The organism is Salipiger bermudensis HTCC2601, from assembly GCF_000153725.1.
GTDB lineage: Bacteria > Pseudomonadota > Alphaproteobacteria > Rhodobacterales > Rhodobacteraceae > Salipiger > Salipiger bermudensis.
The window spans coordinates 825890-841954 of the sequence record NZ_DS022276.1; the positions used below are offsets into that span (position 1 = coordinate 825890).

The following is a 16065-nucleotide window of genomic DNA, read 5'->3' on the forward strand; positions in this document are numbered from 1 at the left end:
CATGGTGACCAAGCCGGCGAAGGAATACACCGACAGCCAAGGCCGTCGGAAGGTCAAGGGCAACATGGATATCGAGCTCACCGTCGATGCCATGGAGCTTGCACCGCGGGTCGACCATATCGTGCTGTTCTCGGGCGATGGGGACTTCCGCCCGCTGGTGGAGAGCCTTCAGCGTCAGGGCGTGCGCGTGTCGGTGGTCTCGACCATCCGCAGCCAACCGCCGATGATCGCCGACGAACTCCGCCGCCAGGCCGACAACTTCATCGAGCTCGACGAGCTGCGCGAAGTCATCGGTCGTCCGCCGCGCGAGCAGCATGCGGAGCGCAACTTCGAGGTCGCAAGCAGCGGCAACTGACAACGTGAGCGCGGGACTTTCGGGGATGAGGCCCCGCGATCATGCTGACTGAAGCCGCCGCCCTTGGCGGCCTGTTCCTGGCCGCCTTCGGCGCTGCCACGATCCTGCCCTTCCAGTCCGAGGTTGTCTTCGTTGGAATGCAACTCGGCAATGCCGCGCCGCTGGTGCTGATCGTGCTCGTGGCCAGCGTCGGGAATATTCTTGGCGCGGTGGTCAACTACGTGCTCGGAATCTGGCTCGAGCATTTCCGCCACCGCCGCTGGTTTCCGGTCAGCGAGGCGCAGCTGGCGCGGGCGCAGCGCGCCTATGCCCGCTGGGGAGTCTGGACCCTGCTGCTGAGCTGGGCGCCTCTGGGCGACGCCTTCACCGTCATCGCTGGCGTTATGCGCACCCACTGGGCGGTGTTTCTCGCACTTGTCACCATCGCCAAGACCGGGCGCTACATCGTGCTGGCATGGGCCACCGCGGCAACCATGGGCACCGGCGCCTGAACGCTATCGATAGGCCGAGGAGCGGGCGTTGATCTCGTTGTGGATCTCGATCACCTCCTCCGGCCAAGTGCTCTTGATATAGGCCATCACGTCGACGATCTCCGCCTCATCGAGGATCTCTCCGAACCCCATCATATTGGAGCGGTAGTCGCCGCCAACGATCGCCTCGGTGCCATGCGTGACAATGGCCAGAAGCTGTTGGTCGGGGTGATGCCAGGTATGGCCGGTGGGATCGTGCGGCGGCGCCGGCAGGAAGCCGTCAGCGTCGCGCTCCTTCCAGTCCGATTGCCCCTCGAGCTGCGCGCCGTGGCAGGCAGCGCAATTCTCGCCATAGAGGCGTTTGCCATTCGCGACGCGCGTGGCATCCGTGTAGGGAAACAGGCCGGGCACCGGCTCTGCCGCCATTTGTGCCAGAGCCCATCCCCCGGCCAGCAGCGCCGCTGCCCCCACGCCGATGGCAATCCGCTTCATCTCGTCCTCCCCCTCGCGCAGTGCAACTCTTCCGCAACCGCCCCGCCGCCATCAAGTCACAGCTTCGTCAGGCCAGCCGAAGGGGTCGACGCCAGCGCCTGCAGGCATTACCTCGGAGGGAACAGGAGACGCCAATGAAGAATCCGCTCACCCTCTACCTCGCCGCCCCGCGCGGCTTTTGCGCCGGTGTCGACCGGGCGATCAAGATCGTCGAGATGGCGCTCGAGAAATGGGGCGCGCCGGTCTACGTGCGGCACGAGATCGTGCACAACAAGTTCGTCGTCGACGGGCTGCGCGACAAGGGCGCGGTCTTCGTCGAAGAGCTCGAGGATTGCCCGCCGGACCGTCCGGTGATCTTCTCCGCCCATGGCGTGCCCAAGGCCGTCCCGGCCGAGGCCGCGCAGCGCGAGATGGTCTATGTCGACGCCACCTGCCCGCTGGTCTCCAAGGTCCATATCGAGGCCGCGAGGCACCACGAGAACGGGCTGCAGATGATCATGATCGGTCATGCCGGCCACCCCGAGACCATTGGCACCATGGGCCAGCTGCCCGAGGGCGAGGTGCTCTTGGTCGAGACCGTCGAGGACGTCGCCCATGTGCAGGTGCGCGACCCGGAACAACTGGCCTTCGTCACCCAGACCACGCTTTCGGTGGACGACACGATCGACATCGTCGCGGCGCTGAAGGCGCGCTTCCCGGCCATCGTGGGGCCTCACAAGGAAGATATCTGCTACGCCACCACAAACCGACAGGAGGCGGTCAAGGCGATTGCGCCCGACTGCGACGCGCTGCTCGTGGTGGGCGCGCCGAACTCGTCGAACTCCAAGCGGCTGGTCGAGGTCGCCCGCAAGGCCGGCTGCTCCTACGCACAGCTCGTCCAGCGGGCCGAGAACATCGACTGGCGCGCGCTCGAAGGCATCGCGTCTGTCGGCGTCACCGCAGGCGCCTCGGCCCCGGAAGTGCTGATCGACGAGGTCATCGACGCCTTCCGCGACCGGTTCGACGTGACCGTGCAGATGGTCGAGACGGCGCAGGAGAATGTCGAGTTCAAGGTGCCGCGCGTGCTGCGGCAGCCGGCCTGATCGGTACGCGTTCAGGGCGTTGACAGCCCGCGCCGAATGGGAAACCTTTCCTCCGATCAAGGGAGGATCCGATGCTGAGCCTGCAATTTCTGCTCACCGCGCTGGTCGTGGTGCTCGCGCCCGGTGCCGGGGTGATCTACACGCTCGCGATCGGGCTCGGTCAGGGCCGCCGCGCCGCGATCTGGGCCGCGCTTGGCTGCACCTTCGGGATCGTGCCGCACCTCGCCGCCGCGATGCTCGGGCTCGCTGCCCTGCTGCACACCTCTGCCGTGCTCTTCACCACGGTGAAGCTCGCCGGCGCGCTCTACCTGCTGTGGCTGGCCTTTCAGGCGCTGCGTGCCACCGGAGCGCTCTCGGTGGCCGCTTCGCCCCGTCGTGAGAGCGGCCCCCGCACCGCCCGCCGCGGCGCGCTGCTGAACATCCTCAACCCCAAGCTCTCGCTGTTCTTCCTCGCCCTGCTTCCGCCGTTTCTGTCGGGCGCGCCCGAAACGGCGCGGGCCGAGATGATGCTGCTCGGCGGCGTGTTCATGGCGATGACCTTCGCGGTCTTCGTGGTCTACGGCCTCTTCGCCGCCCGCGCCCGCGACTGGCTGCTGGGCAGTGAGCGCGCCATGCGCTGGCTCAACCGCTCCTTCGCCGCGATCTTCGCGCTGCTCGCCGGACGCCTGGCGATGGAGCGCGCATGAAAGGTCCCGTCCCCCGCAGCGCCCTTATCCTCACCGCCGCCGGCGTGCTGCCATTCCTCTGGGGCGTGCTGACCCTGCTGTCCGACAGCGCCTACCAGCTCGCCTTCACCACCATCGGCGGGCGCTTCGTCGGCCCCTACGTGCAGCTCGCCTACGGCACGGTGATCCTCGCCTTCATGTCCGGCGTGCTCTGGGGCTTCGCCACAAAGGCTCATCCGCGGCAGGCCCCGGTCTGCTACGCGCTGTCGGTGATCCCGGCGCTCTGGGCCTTCTTCATGGCCGGCGGCGGACCGGTCTCTGCCGGGATGAACCTGATCTTCGGCTTCCTCGGCCTCCTGGCGCTCGACTGGCAATTCTGGCGCTGGGGGCTGGCGCCGAGATGGTGGATGCACCTGCGCCTGCCGGTCACTGCCGCCGTGGTCGCCTGCCTGCTGGTCGGGGTGCTGGTGTGAGCGACGACCGGACGCTCGCCGTCTATGCCAAACGCGCCCAAGACTACGCCAACCTGCAGCCCGACGCGCCCTTCGAGACTCTCTCGACCTTCATCGCCCGCCTTCCCGAGGGCGCGCGCGTGCTCGATCTCGGCTGCGGCCCGGGCCACGATTCCGGCCACATGGCGAAAGCGGGCCTTGCCGTCGAGGCGCTCGACGCCTCGCCCGAAATGGTGGCGCTGGCGCGCGCCAGCCACGGTGTCGACGCCCGGCAGGGCCACTTCGACGATCTCGACGCCCACGCGCGCTACGACGGCATCTGGGCCAGCTTCAGCCTGCTGCACGCGCCGCGCGCCGACATGCCCCGCCATCTCGCAGCCATCGCCCGCGCGCTGAAGCCCGGCGGCCTGCTCGGCCTGTCGCTCAAGGAAGGCACCGGTGAGGGCCGCGACCGGCTGGGGCGGTTCTACACCTTCTATATCGAGGACGATCTGCGCGCGCTGCTGGCCGATGTTGGCCTCACAATCCGCGACGTGACCCGCGGCGAGGGACGAGGCCTTGACGGCAGCGCCTCGACATGGATATCGGTCCTCGCCCATGACTGATCTTTTTGCATATACCGACGGAGCCTGCTCCGGTAATCCCGGCCCCGGCGGCTGGGGCGTCCTGATGCGCGCGAAGAATGGCGAGGAGATCGTCAAGGAGCGCGAGCTCAGCGGCGGCGAGGCCGACACCACCAACAACCGGATGGAGCTTCTGGCGGCGATCAACGCGCTGGAATCGCTGACCCGCGCCTCGCGCATCACCGTGGTGACCGACAGCGCCTACGTGAAGAACGGCGTCACCGGCTGGATCCACGGCTGGAAGCGCAACGGCTGGAAGACCGCCGCCAAGAAGCCGGTAAAGAACGCCGAGCTCTGGCAACGCCTCGACGAGGCACAGCGCCGACACGACGTGACCTGGGAATGGGTCAAGGGCCACGCCGGCCACCCCGAGAACGAGCGCGCCGACGAGCTCGCCCGCGCCGGCATGGCGCCGTTCAAGCCCGGCAAGGGCGCCTGAGGGCGGGCCGCGATGAGCCCGCTCGAACTCCTCGATTACGCCTCCGTCCTGATCTTCGCCCTGACCGGCGCGCTGGTGGCCAGCCGCGCCCAGCTCGACGTGGTGGGCTTTGCCTTCCTCGCCTGCCTGACCGGCGTCGGCGGCGGCACGCTGCGCGACCTGCTGCTGCGGCGCGAGGTGCTGTGGATCGCCGATCCGACCTATCTCGCCGTCGCCTGCGGCGCGGCGATCGCGGTGTTCTTCACTGCGCACCGGCTTGAAAGCCGCCAGCGCGCCATCCTCTGGCTCGACGCAGTGGCGCTGTCGGTGGCGGTCGCCGCCGGCGCCGGCATCGCGCTGTCCGACGGCGCGCCGGTCCCGGTGGTCCTTGTGATGGGAGTGATGACCGGCTGCTTCGGCGGACTGATGCGCGACGTGGTCGCCAACGAACTGCCCCTGGTGCTGAAACAGGGCGAGCCCTATGCCACCTGCGCGCTTGGCGGCGCCGGCGCTCTGCTCGCCGCCCATGCTTCGGGGATCGAACCCGGCAAGGCGGCGCTTATCGGCGCCATATTCACCTTCGTGCTGCGCGGCACCGCGCTGGCCTTCGGCTGGAACATCCCGATCTACAAGGGCCGCCCGCCGCGCAACTAGCCCGCGCCCGCGCGAACGCCTCCCTGCGTTGAGCAGGGGCCGTCACGCGGCCCCCGCCCCTTCTCTGGTTCAAAAATACCTCGGGGTGAATGGCGCGCCTGCGCGCCAGAGGGGCAGCGCCCCTCCTCTCCCCCGAGCCATCCCTCACTGCAGGTCGGCAAAGGCCGCCTTGAGCCGCTCACAGGCCTCCTCCACCCGCGCACGCGGCGTGGCAAGATTGAAACGCAGCCAGCTCTCGCCGCCGGTGCCGAAGGCCGGCCCGTGGTTGGCGGCGATGCGCGCCTCGCGCTCGACCCGCCGGGTGAACTCCGCAGCCGCCATGCCGGTGCCCGAGAAATCCACCCAGGCCAGATAGGTCGCCTCGAGCGGCATCGAGCGCAGCCCGGGGATCTCGGCCACCGCCGCGTCGAAGAGCTTGCGGTTGCCGTCGAGATAGGCGCAGAGGTCGTCGACCCAGGCCGCGCCCTCGGGCGAATAGGCCGCCGTCGCCATCACCAGCCCGAAGCTGTTCGGCGACAGGCCCAGCGCCGCCAGGCGCTGGGTGAAGCGCTTGCGCAGGGCCGGGTCGGAGATGATCACGTTGCCGGTATGCGAGCCGGCGATGTTGAAGGTCTTGGTTGTGGCGGTCATCATCACCAGCCGGTCCGAGATGCTGTCATCCACCAGCGCCATCGGCACATGCGTCTGACCCGGCATCACGAGGTCGTGGTGGATCTCGTCCGAGACCAGCACCAAGTCGTGGCGCTTGGCGAAATCGGCCACCTGCTGCAACTCTTCCCGGCTCCAGACCCGGCCGCCCGGGTTGTGAGGCGAGCACAGCAGCAGCAGTTTCTCGCGCCCGGTCATCTGCGCGTCGTAGGCGGCAAAATCCATCTCGTAGCGCCCGTCGGTCAGCACCAGAGGGCACTCGACCACCTCGCGCCCCGCGGCTTTGATGACCCGGTGAAAAGCGTGGTAGACCGGCGTGAACAGCACCACCCCGTCGCTGGGCGCGGTGTAGGCGTCGATGCAGAGCGCGGCGCCGTTGACCAGCCCGTGCGTGGTGGTGATCCAGTCATCCTCGACCGCCCAGCCGTGGCGCTCGGCCATCCACCAGCGGATCGCGGCGAGATAGTCGCTTTCATCGCCGAAATAGCCGTAGACGCCGTGATCAAGCATTCCTTGCAGCGCCTCCTGCACGCAGGCCGGCGGGCGGAAATCCATATCCGCGACCCACATGGCAAGCCCGTCCTCGGGCGAGACGCCGTAGATGTCTTCCATCTTGTCCCATTTGGCGGAATGGGTGCCGACGCGGTCGATCACTTCATCGAAGGGGCTGGTCATGCGGCTTGATCCTTGCTCTTGGTGGCGCGCCGCACGCTAGCGCGCCCGTCCCCGAGCGCAACCCCTGCCCGTCAGACACCGCTCCCCGACTTGCGCGCTCACGCCGTTGTGCATAGATGAGGCGCATGAAACGCCCGATCCTCATCCACCCCGATCCGCGCCTCAAGAAGGCCTGCGCGCCTGTGCCCGATCTTTCGGACAAGCTCCGCGTGCTCGCCGACGACATGCTCGAGACCATGTATGACGCGCCCGGCATCGGGCTGGCGGCACCGCAGATCGGCGTGCTCGACCGGCTCATCGTGCTCGACTGCGCCAAGGCCGACGATGGCGAGGCGCCGCGCCCGCTGGTGATGTTCAACCCGCAGGTCGTGGCCTCTTCGGACGAGCGCAACGTCTACGAGGAAGGCTGTTTGTCGATCCCCGACCAGTATGCCGAGGTCGAGCGTCCCAAGGTGGTCGATGTCGAGTGGCTCGACCGCGACGGCACCCTCCAGCGCGAGACCTTCGACGGGCTCTGGGCGACCTGCGTGCAGCACGAGATCGACCACCTCGACGGCAAGCTCTTCATCGACTACCTCAAGCCGCTGAAGCGGCAGATGATCACCCGCAAGATGGTCAAGCTCAAGCGCGACCGCGCCCGGGCATGACGGCGGCGCGGCATACTGGCCGCCACACCCGTCCCGCCTATCTCTGAGACATTCCCCGAAGCGGAGACCCCGATGGCCCTGCGCGAGATCCTTCTCTGGCCCGACCCCAAGCTCAAGCAGCCCTGCGCCGAGGTCGGCGACCCTGCGGCGGTCTCGGAGCTGGTCACCGATATGCTCGAGACCATGTACGACGCCCCCGGCCGGGGCCTCGCCGCACCGCAGGTCGGCGTCCTCAAGCGCGTCTTCGTCATGGATGCGGGCTGGAAGGACGGCGACATGACCCCGGTGGTCTGCATCGACCCGCAGATCCTCGCCGTGTCGGACGAAACCGCCGCCGGCGACGAGGGCTGCCTGTCGATCCCCGGGGTCACCGCGAACGTGCGGCGCCCGGTCTGGGTGCGCATGGCCTATACCGATCTCAACGGCGACCGGCAGGAGCGCCGGTTCGAGGGCGCTGAGGCCATCGTCGCGCAGCACGAATACGATCATCTCGACGGTCTGGTGCATTTCGACCGTCTCGACCCGACCACCGCCGCCGACCTGATGCACGCATACGAGCGCGGCAAATGACCGCCCGCCCCTGCATCCCGTGGCCCGACAAGCGCCTGCGCAGCCCCGCCGCACCAGTCGAGGCGATCACCGACGAGATCCGCGCCATCTGGACCGACATGATCGATACCATGGAGGCGATGCCCGGCGTCGGCCTCGGCGCGCCGCAGATCGGCGTGATGCTGCGCCTCGCGGTGGTCGATGCCTCCGAGGAGCGCGGTCAGCCGGTGCGTATGGCCAATCCCGAGATCCTGCACGCCAGCGTCAAGCTGCGCAGCCATGACGAGGCCAGCCCCAACCTGCCCGGCGTCTGGGCCAAGATCGAACGCCCCCGCGCCGTCACCGTGCGCTTCCTCAACGAGGCCGGCGAGATCGAGGAGCGCGATTTCGTCGGGCTCTGGGCGACCTCGGTCCAGCACCAGATCGACCACCTGAACGGCAAGATGTATTTCGACCACCTCAGCAAGGTGAAACGCGACATCCTGCTGCGCCGCGCCAAGAAGGCCCGGTAAGGCCGCGTGCCCGGAGCGGCCTCATCGAATTGCCTTAATTGTCTCGCAATTCCTCCCTTATTTTCGACCAATCGCGTCGCAGAACGGTGTTCAGAATGCTTGCGCGCGCGTGGCAACGCAGCCGCGCGCGGGGCGCAGCATGTTTTGGGTGAGTGAGCAGTGACATGGCGATATTCGAGGTAACCACCGAGACCTGGGATGACCCGGATTTCTGGGCAATGGTGACGACTGCGCCCGAGCCCAACATGCTCGATTTCTCGGCTCTCCCCGGGAGCTTCACCATCAGCTTCGCCCGTGACGGTGCCTTCCTGTCGATTTCTGACGGCGCCGAGAGCTACGTGATCGGCGACAACAGCGTCGGCGCCGGGGCCGATGCCTACCTTGGCGCGCCGGGCGATTTCGGGCTCTTCGAAGTGATCACCGGCAGCGCCGGCCGCGACGTGATCGACGGCAACGACGAGAGCGAGCTGATCGACGGCGGCGCGGGGGATGACAGCATTCTCGGCTATGGCGGCGATGACGCGCTCACCGGCGGGCTCGGCGCCGACACGCTGCGCGGCGGGGGCGGCAACGACACGGTCAGCGGCAATGACGGCGATGACGTCATCTACGGCAACGAGGGCGACGATTCGCTGCTCGGAGGCGATGGCGCGGATTCGATCTATGGCGAATATGGCGATGACTACGTCGAAGGCGGCGCCGGCGACGACCATCTCGAGGGCAACGAGGGCAAAGATACGCTGATCGGGGGCGATGGCGACGACTGGATGCGCGGCTCCTACGACGATGACGCGCTCTGGGGCGGGGCCGGCGACGATTATCTCTGGGGCGGTTACGGCGACGACACCTTCCACATCGAGAACGGCTTCGGCAACGACACCGTCGATGCCGAGGATGTCGACGAGACCACCGGCGACGTGCTCGACCTCACCGCGGTCACCGACGGGCTGCGCCTCGACCTGACCTCGGCCGACCCCGAGAGCGGCAGCCTGACCGACGGGAGCTCGACGCTGGTTTTCTCGCAGGTCGAGTCGATCCTGCTGGGGGCCGGCGAGGACACCATCGCGCTCGCCGATTTCGGCGGGCTCGACAGCGTCACCGGCTTTGCCGCGCCGGAACTGCAGCCCGACGGCAGCTATCTGGCGCGCGATGTGCTCGACGTCTCGGACCTCACCGATTTCGACGGCAGCCCCGTAGACACCGACGACGTGACCGTGACCGACACGGTCGGCGACGGCAGCGGCGACGCGGTGCTGAGCTTCCCCGGCGGCGAGGCCATCACCCTGCTGGGGGTAACCGCCGACGCAGTGAAATCCGCCGCGCAGCTCGAAGCCCTGGGTATTCCCGCCGCAACCGACGAGGCTCCTGTTGTCGTGCCGCCGGAGAAACCCTCTCCCGATGCGCCCGACGATGGCGATGACGGCACCGAAGCGGATGGCGGCGGCTCCTCGCCCCCACCGGACGCCGTCGATCTGCCGCAGATCGACGGGGCCTTCGAGTTCGAGGCGACTCTCCGGGTGGATGATCTCGCCGGTGGCCATGGCCAGACGGTGTTCGAGTATGGCGGCGGCGGCCCGCACGCCATCACCTTCGGCCAGATCGGCCAGAGCTCTGCGATGATGCTCGAGATCGTGCAGGACGGCGCAACGCATTACATCGTCGCCGAGGAGGCGCTGGTCGCCGGCGAGACGGCCACCTGGACCGCCGGGATCGATGAGACCGGCCGGATGTATATCGACAAGAACGGCATGACCCTCGCGGAGGGCGACGGCGTCGTGCCGGCGGATGTCGAGCGCCTTCCGGCGCTGCTCGGCGACTCGGCCGTCGAGACCCGCAGCGCCTTGGTCGGAGAGATCGGCGACGTCAGCCTTGCCCAGGGGGAGACGGTCTGGCCGGAGGACGACGCTTCCGCCGAAACGCCTGACGACACACCGGAGGAGCCCCCCGCTGAGCCGACCGATCCCGAGGACGCGCCTGATCCGGAGGAAACCGAGGACGACGCTCCCGCCGACACACCCGACGACACGCCGGAGGAGACCCCCGCCGAACCGACCGATCCCGAGGACGCGCCGGATCCGGGGGAAACCGAGGACGACGCTCCCGCCGACACACCCGACGACACGCCGGAGGAGACCCCCGCCGAACCGACCGATCCCGAGGACGCGCCGGATCCGGGGGAAACCGAGGACGACGCTCCCGCCGAAACGCCTGACGACACACCGGAGGAGCCCCCGGCCGAGCCGACCGATCCCGAGGACGCGCCGGATCCTGAGGAAACCGAGGACGACGCTCCCGCCGACACACCCGACGAAACGCCGGAGGAGCCCCCCGCCGAGCCGACCGATCCCGTGGACACGCCGGATCCGGAGGAAGCCGAGGACGAGGCTCCCGCCGAAACGCCTGACGACACACCGGAGGAGCCCCCCGCCGAGCCGACCGATCCCGAGGACGCGCCGGATCCGGAGGAGACCGAGGGCGACGCTCCCGCCGACACACCCGACGAAACGCCGGAGGAGCCCCCCGCCGAGCCGACCGATCCCGTGGACACGCCGGATCCGGAGGAACCCGAGGACGACGCTCCCGCCGAAACGCCCGGCGAAGCCCCGGCAGCTCCGGGCAGAGACGCAGGCGACCACGAGTCGCTGGCCGATTTCTTCGCCTGGCTCCTAGAAACCGGCCCGGAACCGGAGAGGGATGAAGAGGAAGAAGACGCCGCGCCCGACAGCACGCTCACGCAGGTCTGGCAGTTCTTCTTCGGGTGGCTCTTCTAGATCGGCACTGCCCGCGCCGCGCCCCTAGCCCCGTCGCAGCTGCTGCAGCAGTGCCTGCGACGGCTCGCCGGTCACAGCGAGGCCCGCGCGTGCCTGGTAGCTGCGGATCCCCGCCTCGGTCTTGCTCCCGAACACACCGTCCGGCGTGCCGACATCATAGCCTGCGCGATTGAGCAGAGCCTGAAGCTCCTTGCGCTCGTCGATGGTGAAACCGTAGCGGTCCGGCGGGAAGGTGCCGCGCACGGGGCCGCCACCCGCCAGCCGGTCCGACAGGTGCCCGACCCCGACGCCGTATTTCTCGGCGTTGTTGTAGCGCAGGATGACATTGAAGTTCTGGAACACGAGGAAGGCAGGCCCGGTCACGCCCGAGAGTGCGAGGATCGAGCCGGTGCCGCCCGGCAGCGACCCGCCATTGGCATTCGTCACCCCCAACGCGGCCCAGTCCGAGGAGGATCGGCGCACGCCGCGCCCGGTGAGCCCGGCGCTGAAGCCCGCCGGCAGACGCACCTCGAGACCCCAGGGCTCGCCCCGACGCCAGCCGCTGCGCGAGAGGTAGTTGGCCGTCGAGGCCAGCCCGTCAGTGGGATCCTCGGACCAGATGTCGCGCCGCCCGTCACCGCGGAAATCCACCGCGTAATCCTGGTAGGTGGTCGGGATGAACTGGGTGTGGCCCATCGCCCCGGCCCAGCTCCCGGTGAGGCGCGACGGGGTGGTGTCGCCGCGCTCGAGGATGCGCAGGGCCGAGATCAGCTGTGCCTCGAAGAACTCGCCCCGCCGACCATCATAGGCCAGCGTCGAGGTGGCCGACACCACCGGGATGTCGCCCCGCCGGGTGCCGTAGTTGCTCTCCATGCCCCAGACCGCGGTCACGACCTCAGGCGGCACGCCGTAGCGGCCCTCGATCTCGCGCAGAAGCGCCATGTTGCGGCGCAGCTCGGCACGGCCGGTCGAGACCTTCTGCTCTGACGCCGCGATGGCGAGGTAATCCTCGAGCGTGCGGGTGAATTCCGTCTGGCTGCGGTCGCGGGTCACCACGCCCGGAAGATAGCCGGCCCCGCGGAACGCGGCGTCGAGCGTGCCGGCGCTGATCCCCCGCGCCGCGGCGCGACCACGGAAGGCGGCGACCCATGCGTCGTAGCCGGGGTTGGGCTGCGGCAGCAGGTCGGGGTCCAGCCCGCCGGACGGGGCGGAGACACTTGTGCCTCCGCCACAGGCCGAAAGCAGCGCCAGCGCACCGCCGCTGACCAGAAGATGACGTCGAGAAACCTGCATGGGACTGCTCCTCCCTATGTTGTCTTTGGCCTCACTGTGTCGTGTCAGAGGCATGACCACAAGGCGGCTCGCGGCGATCGGCGGACAACGGCAGATCTGCGGCAGATCTGCGGGAGACCCTTTGCCATCGTCGCGCGCACTGCTACCGCCGGAGCATCTCGGGCAGCGCGATCAGCGCCAGCAGAAGGCCACAGCACAGGAAGGTCACGGGCCCCGCGAGACGATGCAGGACGACGCCCAGAACGCCTCCGACGAGGAACGCCGAGATCGTCGTGCAATGCAGCGCCAGCAGACTGCGATAGCGCGCGCTCTCTTCGCTGCGCATGCACAGGCCGGCCAGCGAAAGACCGACATCCGTCGCCATCCCCGAAACATGCGTGGTGCGCACCCGCGCCCGCGAGATTCGCGTGCTCACGGCATTCTGCATGCCGAGCACGCCGGCCAGCATGCAGATGATCCCGACCCCATCCCCGCCGGTCAGTCCGGCGAGCGCGGCAAGACCGGTCAGGATCAGGATGACCGCCTCCATCGCGACCACCGCCGCATAGATCCGGCGCTTGCCGCGCTGCCGCCCGGCCTCGATCAGCAGCCCCGCAACCAGGGCTCCGAGAATGAACACGACGACGACCAACCCGAACAGCAGCGCCGCGCCCCAGCCACCCTTGGCAAGGTTGTCCGCCATCGCCGAGATATTGCCGGTCATGTTGGCCGAGAACAGCCCCGCCAGCTCGAACCCGGCGGCGTTCAGCGCCCCGGCCACCAGCGAGAGCAGCCCCGCAAGGCGCAGGTCGATGCTCTGGTTGCGCTCGTTGCCTTCCCGGATCAGCACGTCGGGCCCCTGCGGTTGACGGTCGTCCCTTCATCGAACGGCAGCGGCTGGCTTGCAAGCGACGCGTTGGGCAGTCCTGCCGGACGGGCCTCGGCCAGGTCTGAGCAGGCTGGTCTGGATGCGGTGAAAGGTCGCTGGCGATCCCGGAAGGATTCGAACCTGCAACCTGCCCCTTAGGAGGGTGTTATCCATTGCCCATTTCTCCATTTTCTTTCTGTAGGTTACCATTATTCGATGAATCCGTCTGTACGGACCGTGTACGAAAGCGCGCCCGAATGTCGGCCTCATCGCTCTCCGGATGGGCGTAGATGCTCATTGGCAGATTGGCATCGGACCACCGGCCCGCCCGCGCGGCAGTAACAGGGTCCACGCCCTGACGTATGACCAGCTCGGTGAAGAATCCGTGCCGTCCTGCGGCATGAGCCGAGAGGTACGGAATGCCTGCGCGGCGGCAGATCGTCTTCCAGCGGCTGTTGTAGCCGGTCGAGCTCGCATACCCGAAGACCCGCGGCGGCAAGATCGCCCCGGTCCTGCGGTTGCGGGGACGCTTGGGACGCAACTCCTGCAACTCCGCCATCATTTCCGGCGAGACGGCTATCCAGCTTTCCGGATGTCCCTTCTGAGCTTTGACCCGTACCTGGCATTTCTCCGAGCGCAGGTCGTCCGGGGTCAGAGAAACAGCCTGATCGATCCTGGCGGCCGTTTCGAACATGAAGCGCGCCATGGCAGCATTGTACGGATCGGCTTCCGCACAGAAGGCGTCGATCCAGGCCCGTGTTGCAGGAACCCGCTCAACACGACTGGTCTTGCCGCGGCGCTTGTCTTGGGCGTTGCGCTCGAACTGGTCGTAGCGACGAACGCGCAGCAGTGGCGTCCCCTTCAGCTCGTGCGCATTATTGATGACCGCCCGCGCTGGAGTCACAATTTCCCGCCACCAAGTATCCGTGGACGCGTTTGGGCGTAGCTTCGGACCGAGATTCTTCAGCAGACGCCCGGTAATGGCCGCGAGGGGCAAACTGCCGATCTCATCGAGGATCGGTAGTAGTTGGCGCGCACTCCTGCTGTCAGGCTGGTAGAGTTCGGTTGCATCCGCGAAGCGAAGCGCCCGCTCCTCGCCGACGATGTGCTTGCGGATCTGCATCTCGGTCTCTTCGCTTATCCAGTCCCGCGCGCCAGCTTCCGAAGTCGATCTCGTGCTTTGTCGATATGGACCGGCGATCGGGCGGCTGTTGTATTCGATCCAGCCTTTGACCCAATAGACCTTGCCTCTGAGGTACGGTTCGAGCGGCACTTCCAGTCCTCCGTCAGAATTTCATCGATCTGGTCGGGAGTGATGATCATGGCATTGCCGATCCGAAAGCACGCCCCCAAGCGGTTCGCCTTCTCCCGCAACGTCCGCTCCGCGATGTTGATCTGGCGGTACTCCTGCAACCAGGAAACCCAGTCTGCAGGCGACTTGCCTGCGTCCAGAATGGCCGAACCACATCGGGCCTCCTCCGGGCGAATGGCCGCATCGTTCTCTCGATCGAATTCACTTCCCACGGGACCAAGTCCTGATAGCTTGCCCGCCTCTCCGAACCTGGGCTCCTTCGACGGATAGGATCGCCTCGACATGCTCCGCTGACAGCAGCATGACCCGGCCGAGGGCGTAGTAGTGGCCGCAGGAACGAGCCTTCGCCCGCAAAACGCGCGCTGAGACCTCTGCCCCCTGTGAGCGCAGCCGCTCGCACCAAATCTCTGGCGTGACTGCGTTCTCAAATGTATCGTTCATCTGCGCCTCCAAACCGCTTTTTCGCTAAGATCATGGCCCGCGAAAATGGGTCAAGCAAATGAAATCATTACGTTTTCTCAGGATTCCAAAAAGCGGCAAGATCTGGCAGGTTTTCGATCTGATGAAGGAACGTTCAATGCCATTCCAGTTCAAGCCCTACCCGGACCAGGACAATTTGGTGATTCGTCCAGGCATGTCGGCACAGCAAAAGGGCTGGATCAGGCGAAAGCAGATCGAGCGTTCTCAGAGCGCACGAGCCGAGGAAGCTGAAGAAGCTCGAACCTTTGAACGCATCCGCCGGCGAAGCGAAATGAGCCTCAGCCAGGGGCTTCGCAAATACCGCGGGCGTCGCGACTTCACCCAAGATCAGATGGCAGAAGAACTGGGCTGCTCCGTGCGAGCCTATCGAGGCTACGAAAGTGGAGAGCGCGACATGCCGAGCTCCCTACTCCTACAGATTTTGGCACGCGGAGACGTCGACATGCACGACCTCCTCAACGTTCGCCGCGATCCTGTTTGGGCTGGGACCCGCGATAAAGTCATTGATCGCTACAACGAGGCCATGGCGCTTCTTTCCGAGCACGATCTCAATTTGCCCGTTGATGCTGAGGCGCCTGCTCGAGAAATCGCAGGTGAGGTCAGCGAACTTGGCGCGGTGGAGACGACGTCGGTCCCAAAGCGCGTTGCGGAAGAGTGGGCCTACCTTGACCGCTGGTATCGGGAAGGTGGCTGGGGATTAGATGCCATCGGAGAAATCTTGAAAGAGCAAGAAGAGGAAGAGCGTCGCGCCGAACGTCGTTTGCGAGACTCGAAGCGGAAGAACCTCGAGTGATCCCGAACGTTGATTGCCACTCCGTCAACCAGATCAACCAGCACATCACCTTACTAGGCGCTTAGGCCAGCATGACGCCAAGGCGTAACCAAAGGAAGTTTGCCAACCTTTTCTCCGAAGTCTTGAGTTACCCTAGAAGCAACTGGTCATAATCGTGCCCAGGCCGTACGTTCAGCGACAGCAAAAATGTAGACAACCCGCCACCACTGAGCCCAGATGATCGACTTATATAGAGCGACTTTATTCCGGGGACTTGTTACGCCAGAAACTCAGTCCGCGTGCAGGTCTAAGCATAGTCGTGATCTGTCGAAGCGCCCATATCATACTGTGTTGCGCGCCGTCGGCCTC

Annotated in this window: 19 protein-coding genes; 13 read left to right on the forward strand and 6 right to left on the reverse strand. The window is 66.8% G+C overall.

Going from position 1 to position 16065, the window contains the following annotated elements; genetic code table 11:
• A partial coding sequence (locus R2601_RS03975; RefSeq protein ID WP_007793916.1) for a LabA-like NYN domain-containing protein occupies positions 1-355 on the forward strand: 355 nt, incomplete at its 5' end.
• Positions 356-396: 41 nt separating this feature from the next.
• Positions 397-846 (forward strand): YqaA family protein, encoded by a 450-nt coding sequence (locus tag R2601_RS03980; protein ID WP_007793920.1) that lies wholly within the window; start codon positions 397-399, stop codon positions 844-846.
• A 3-nt stretch (positions 847-849) separates the two neighbouring features.
• Here R2601_RS03980 and R2601_RS03985 read toward each other — a convergent pair whose 3' ends face one another.
• Positions 850-1317, reverse strand: a complete 468-nt coding sequence (locus tag R2601_RS03985; protein ID WP_007793922.1) for a c-type cytochrome — start codon at positions 1315-1317, stop codon at positions 850-852.
• A 134-nt stretch (positions 1318-1451) separates the two neighbouring features.
• Here R2601_RS03985 and ispH point away from each other — a divergent pair, with 134 nt between their 5' ends.
• From ispH to R2601_RS04015, 6 genes are all read left to right on the forward strand, one after another.
• Positions 1452-2399 carry a 4-hydroxy-3-methylbut-2-enyl diphosphate reductase gene (gene ispH / locus R2601_RS03990; protein ID WP_007793926.1) on the forward strand — a complete coding sequence of 316 codons (948 nt, stop codon included), beginning with the start codon at positions 1452-1454 and terminating at the stop codon, positions 2397-2399.
• A 71-nt stretch (positions 2400-2470) separates the two neighbouring features.
• The gene (locus tag R2601_RS03995; RefSeq protein ID WP_007793928.1) at positions 2471-3085 is read left to right on the forward strand and encodes a LysE family translocator; all 615 of its coding nucleotides are present in this window, start codon (positions 2471-2473) and stop codon (positions 3083-3085) included.
• Positions 3082-3537: a DUF3429 domain-containing protein gene (locus tag R2601_RS04000; RefSeq protein WP_007793930.1), complete on the forward strand. Its 456-nt coding sequence runs from the start codon at positions 3082-3084 to the stop codon at positions 3535-3537. The genes R2601_RS03995 and R2601_RS04000 overlap by 4 nt, the downstream gene beginning before the upstream one ends.
• Positions 3534-4121 (forward strand): class I SAM-dependent DNA methyltransferase, encoded by a 588-nt coding sequence (locus tag R2601_RS04005; protein WP_007793932.1) that lies wholly within the window; start codon positions 3534-3536, stop codon positions 4119-4121. Before R2601_RS04000 ends, R2601_RS04005 begins: the two co-directional genes overlap by 4 nt.
• On the forward strand, positions 4114-4578 hold the full coding sequence (gene rnhA / locus R2601_RS04010) for a ribonuclease HI (protein ID WP_040544341.1): 465 nt from the start codon (positions 4114-4116) through the stop codon (positions 4576-4578). The genes R2601_RS04005 and rnhA overlap by 8 nt, the downstream gene beginning before the upstream one ends.
• Before the next feature lie 12 nt (positions 4579-4590).
• Complete coding sequence (locus R2601_RS04015) at positions 4591-5211, forward strand: trimeric intracellular cation channel family protein (RefSeq protein WP_007793936.1); 621 nt, start codon at positions 4591-4593, stop codon at positions 5209-5211.
• A 144-nt stretch (positions 5212-5355) separates the two neighbouring features.
• Here R2601_RS04015 and R2601_RS04020 read toward each other — a convergent pair whose 3' ends face one another.
• Positions 5356-6534 (reverse strand): MalY/PatB family protein, encoded by a 1179-nt coding sequence (locus R2601_RS04020; RefSeq protein ID WP_007793938.1) that lies wholly within the window; start codon positions 6532-6534, stop codon positions 5356-5358.
• 125 nt (positions 6535-6659) lie between these two features.
• Here R2601_RS04020 and def (R2601_RS04025) point away from each other — a divergent pair, with 125 nt between their 5' ends.
• From def (R2601_RS04025) to R2601_RS04040, 4 genes are all read left to right on the forward strand, one after another.
• Positions 6660-7181, forward strand: a complete 522-nt coding sequence (def, locus tag R2601_RS04025; protein WP_007793940.1) for a peptide deformylase — start codon at positions 6660-6662, stop codon at positions 7179-7181.
• Between the two features lie 72 nt (positions 7182-7253).
• On the forward strand, positions 7254-7751 hold the full coding sequence (gene def / locus R2601_RS04030; protein WP_007793941.1) for a peptide deformylase: 498 nt from the start codon (positions 7254-7256) through the stop codon (positions 7749-7751).
• On the forward strand, positions 7748-8242 hold the full coding sequence (gene def, locus R2601_RS04035) for a peptide deformylase (protein ID WP_007793944.1): 495 nt from the start codon (positions 7748-7750) through the stop codon (positions 8240-8242). The genes def (R2601_RS04030) and def (R2601_RS04035) overlap by 4 nt, the downstream gene beginning before the upstream one ends.
• A gap of 164 nt (positions 8243-8406) precedes the next feature.
• Positions 8407-11013 (forward strand): hypothetical protein, encoded by a 2607-nt coding sequence (locus R2601_RS04040; RefSeq protein ID WP_007793947.1) that lies wholly within the window; start codon positions 8407-8409, stop codon positions 11011-11013.
• A 24-nt stretch (positions 11014-11037) separates the two neighbouring features.
• Here the strand turns inward: R2601_RS04040 and R2601_RS04045 are convergent, their stop codons facing one another.
• The 4 genes from R2601_RS04045 to R2601_RS27240 form a co-directional block, all read right to left on the reverse strand.
• On the reverse strand, positions 11038-12285 hold the full coding sequence (locus R2601_RS04045) for a lytic murein transglycosylase (protein ID WP_007793949.1): 1248 nt from the start codon (positions 12283-12285) through the stop codon (positions 11038-11040).
• Positions 12286-12427: 142 nt separating this feature from the next.
• On the reverse strand, positions 12428-13114 hold the full coding sequence (locus tag R2601_RS04050) for a YoaK family protein (RefSeq protein ID WP_007793951.1): 687 nt from the start codon (positions 13112-13114) through the stop codon (positions 12428-12430).
• Between the two features lie 184 nt (positions 13115-13298).
• Positions 13299-14255 carry a tyrosine-type recombinase/integrase gene (locus R2601_RS04055; RefSeq protein ID WP_007793955.1) on the reverse strand — a complete coding sequence of 319 codons (957 nt, stop codon included), beginning with the start codon at positions 14253-14255 and terminating at the stop codon, positions 13299-13301.
• Positions 14256-14269: 14 nt separating this feature from the next.
• Positions 14270-14656, reverse strand: a complete 387-nt coding sequence (locus R2601_RS27240; RefSeq protein WP_083793891.1) for a hypothetical protein — start codon at positions 14654-14656, stop codon at positions 14270-14272.
• A gap of 287 nt (positions 14657-14943) precedes the next feature.
• On the opposite strand from R2601_RS27240, the gene R2601_RS04060 reads away from it, so the two are divergent.
• On the forward strand, positions 14944-15717 hold the full coding sequence (locus R2601_RS04060; protein WP_083793892.1) for a helix-turn-helix domain-containing protein: 774 nt from the start codon (positions 14944-14946) through the stop codon (positions 15715-15717).
• Positions 15718-16065: the final 348 nt, after the last annotated feature.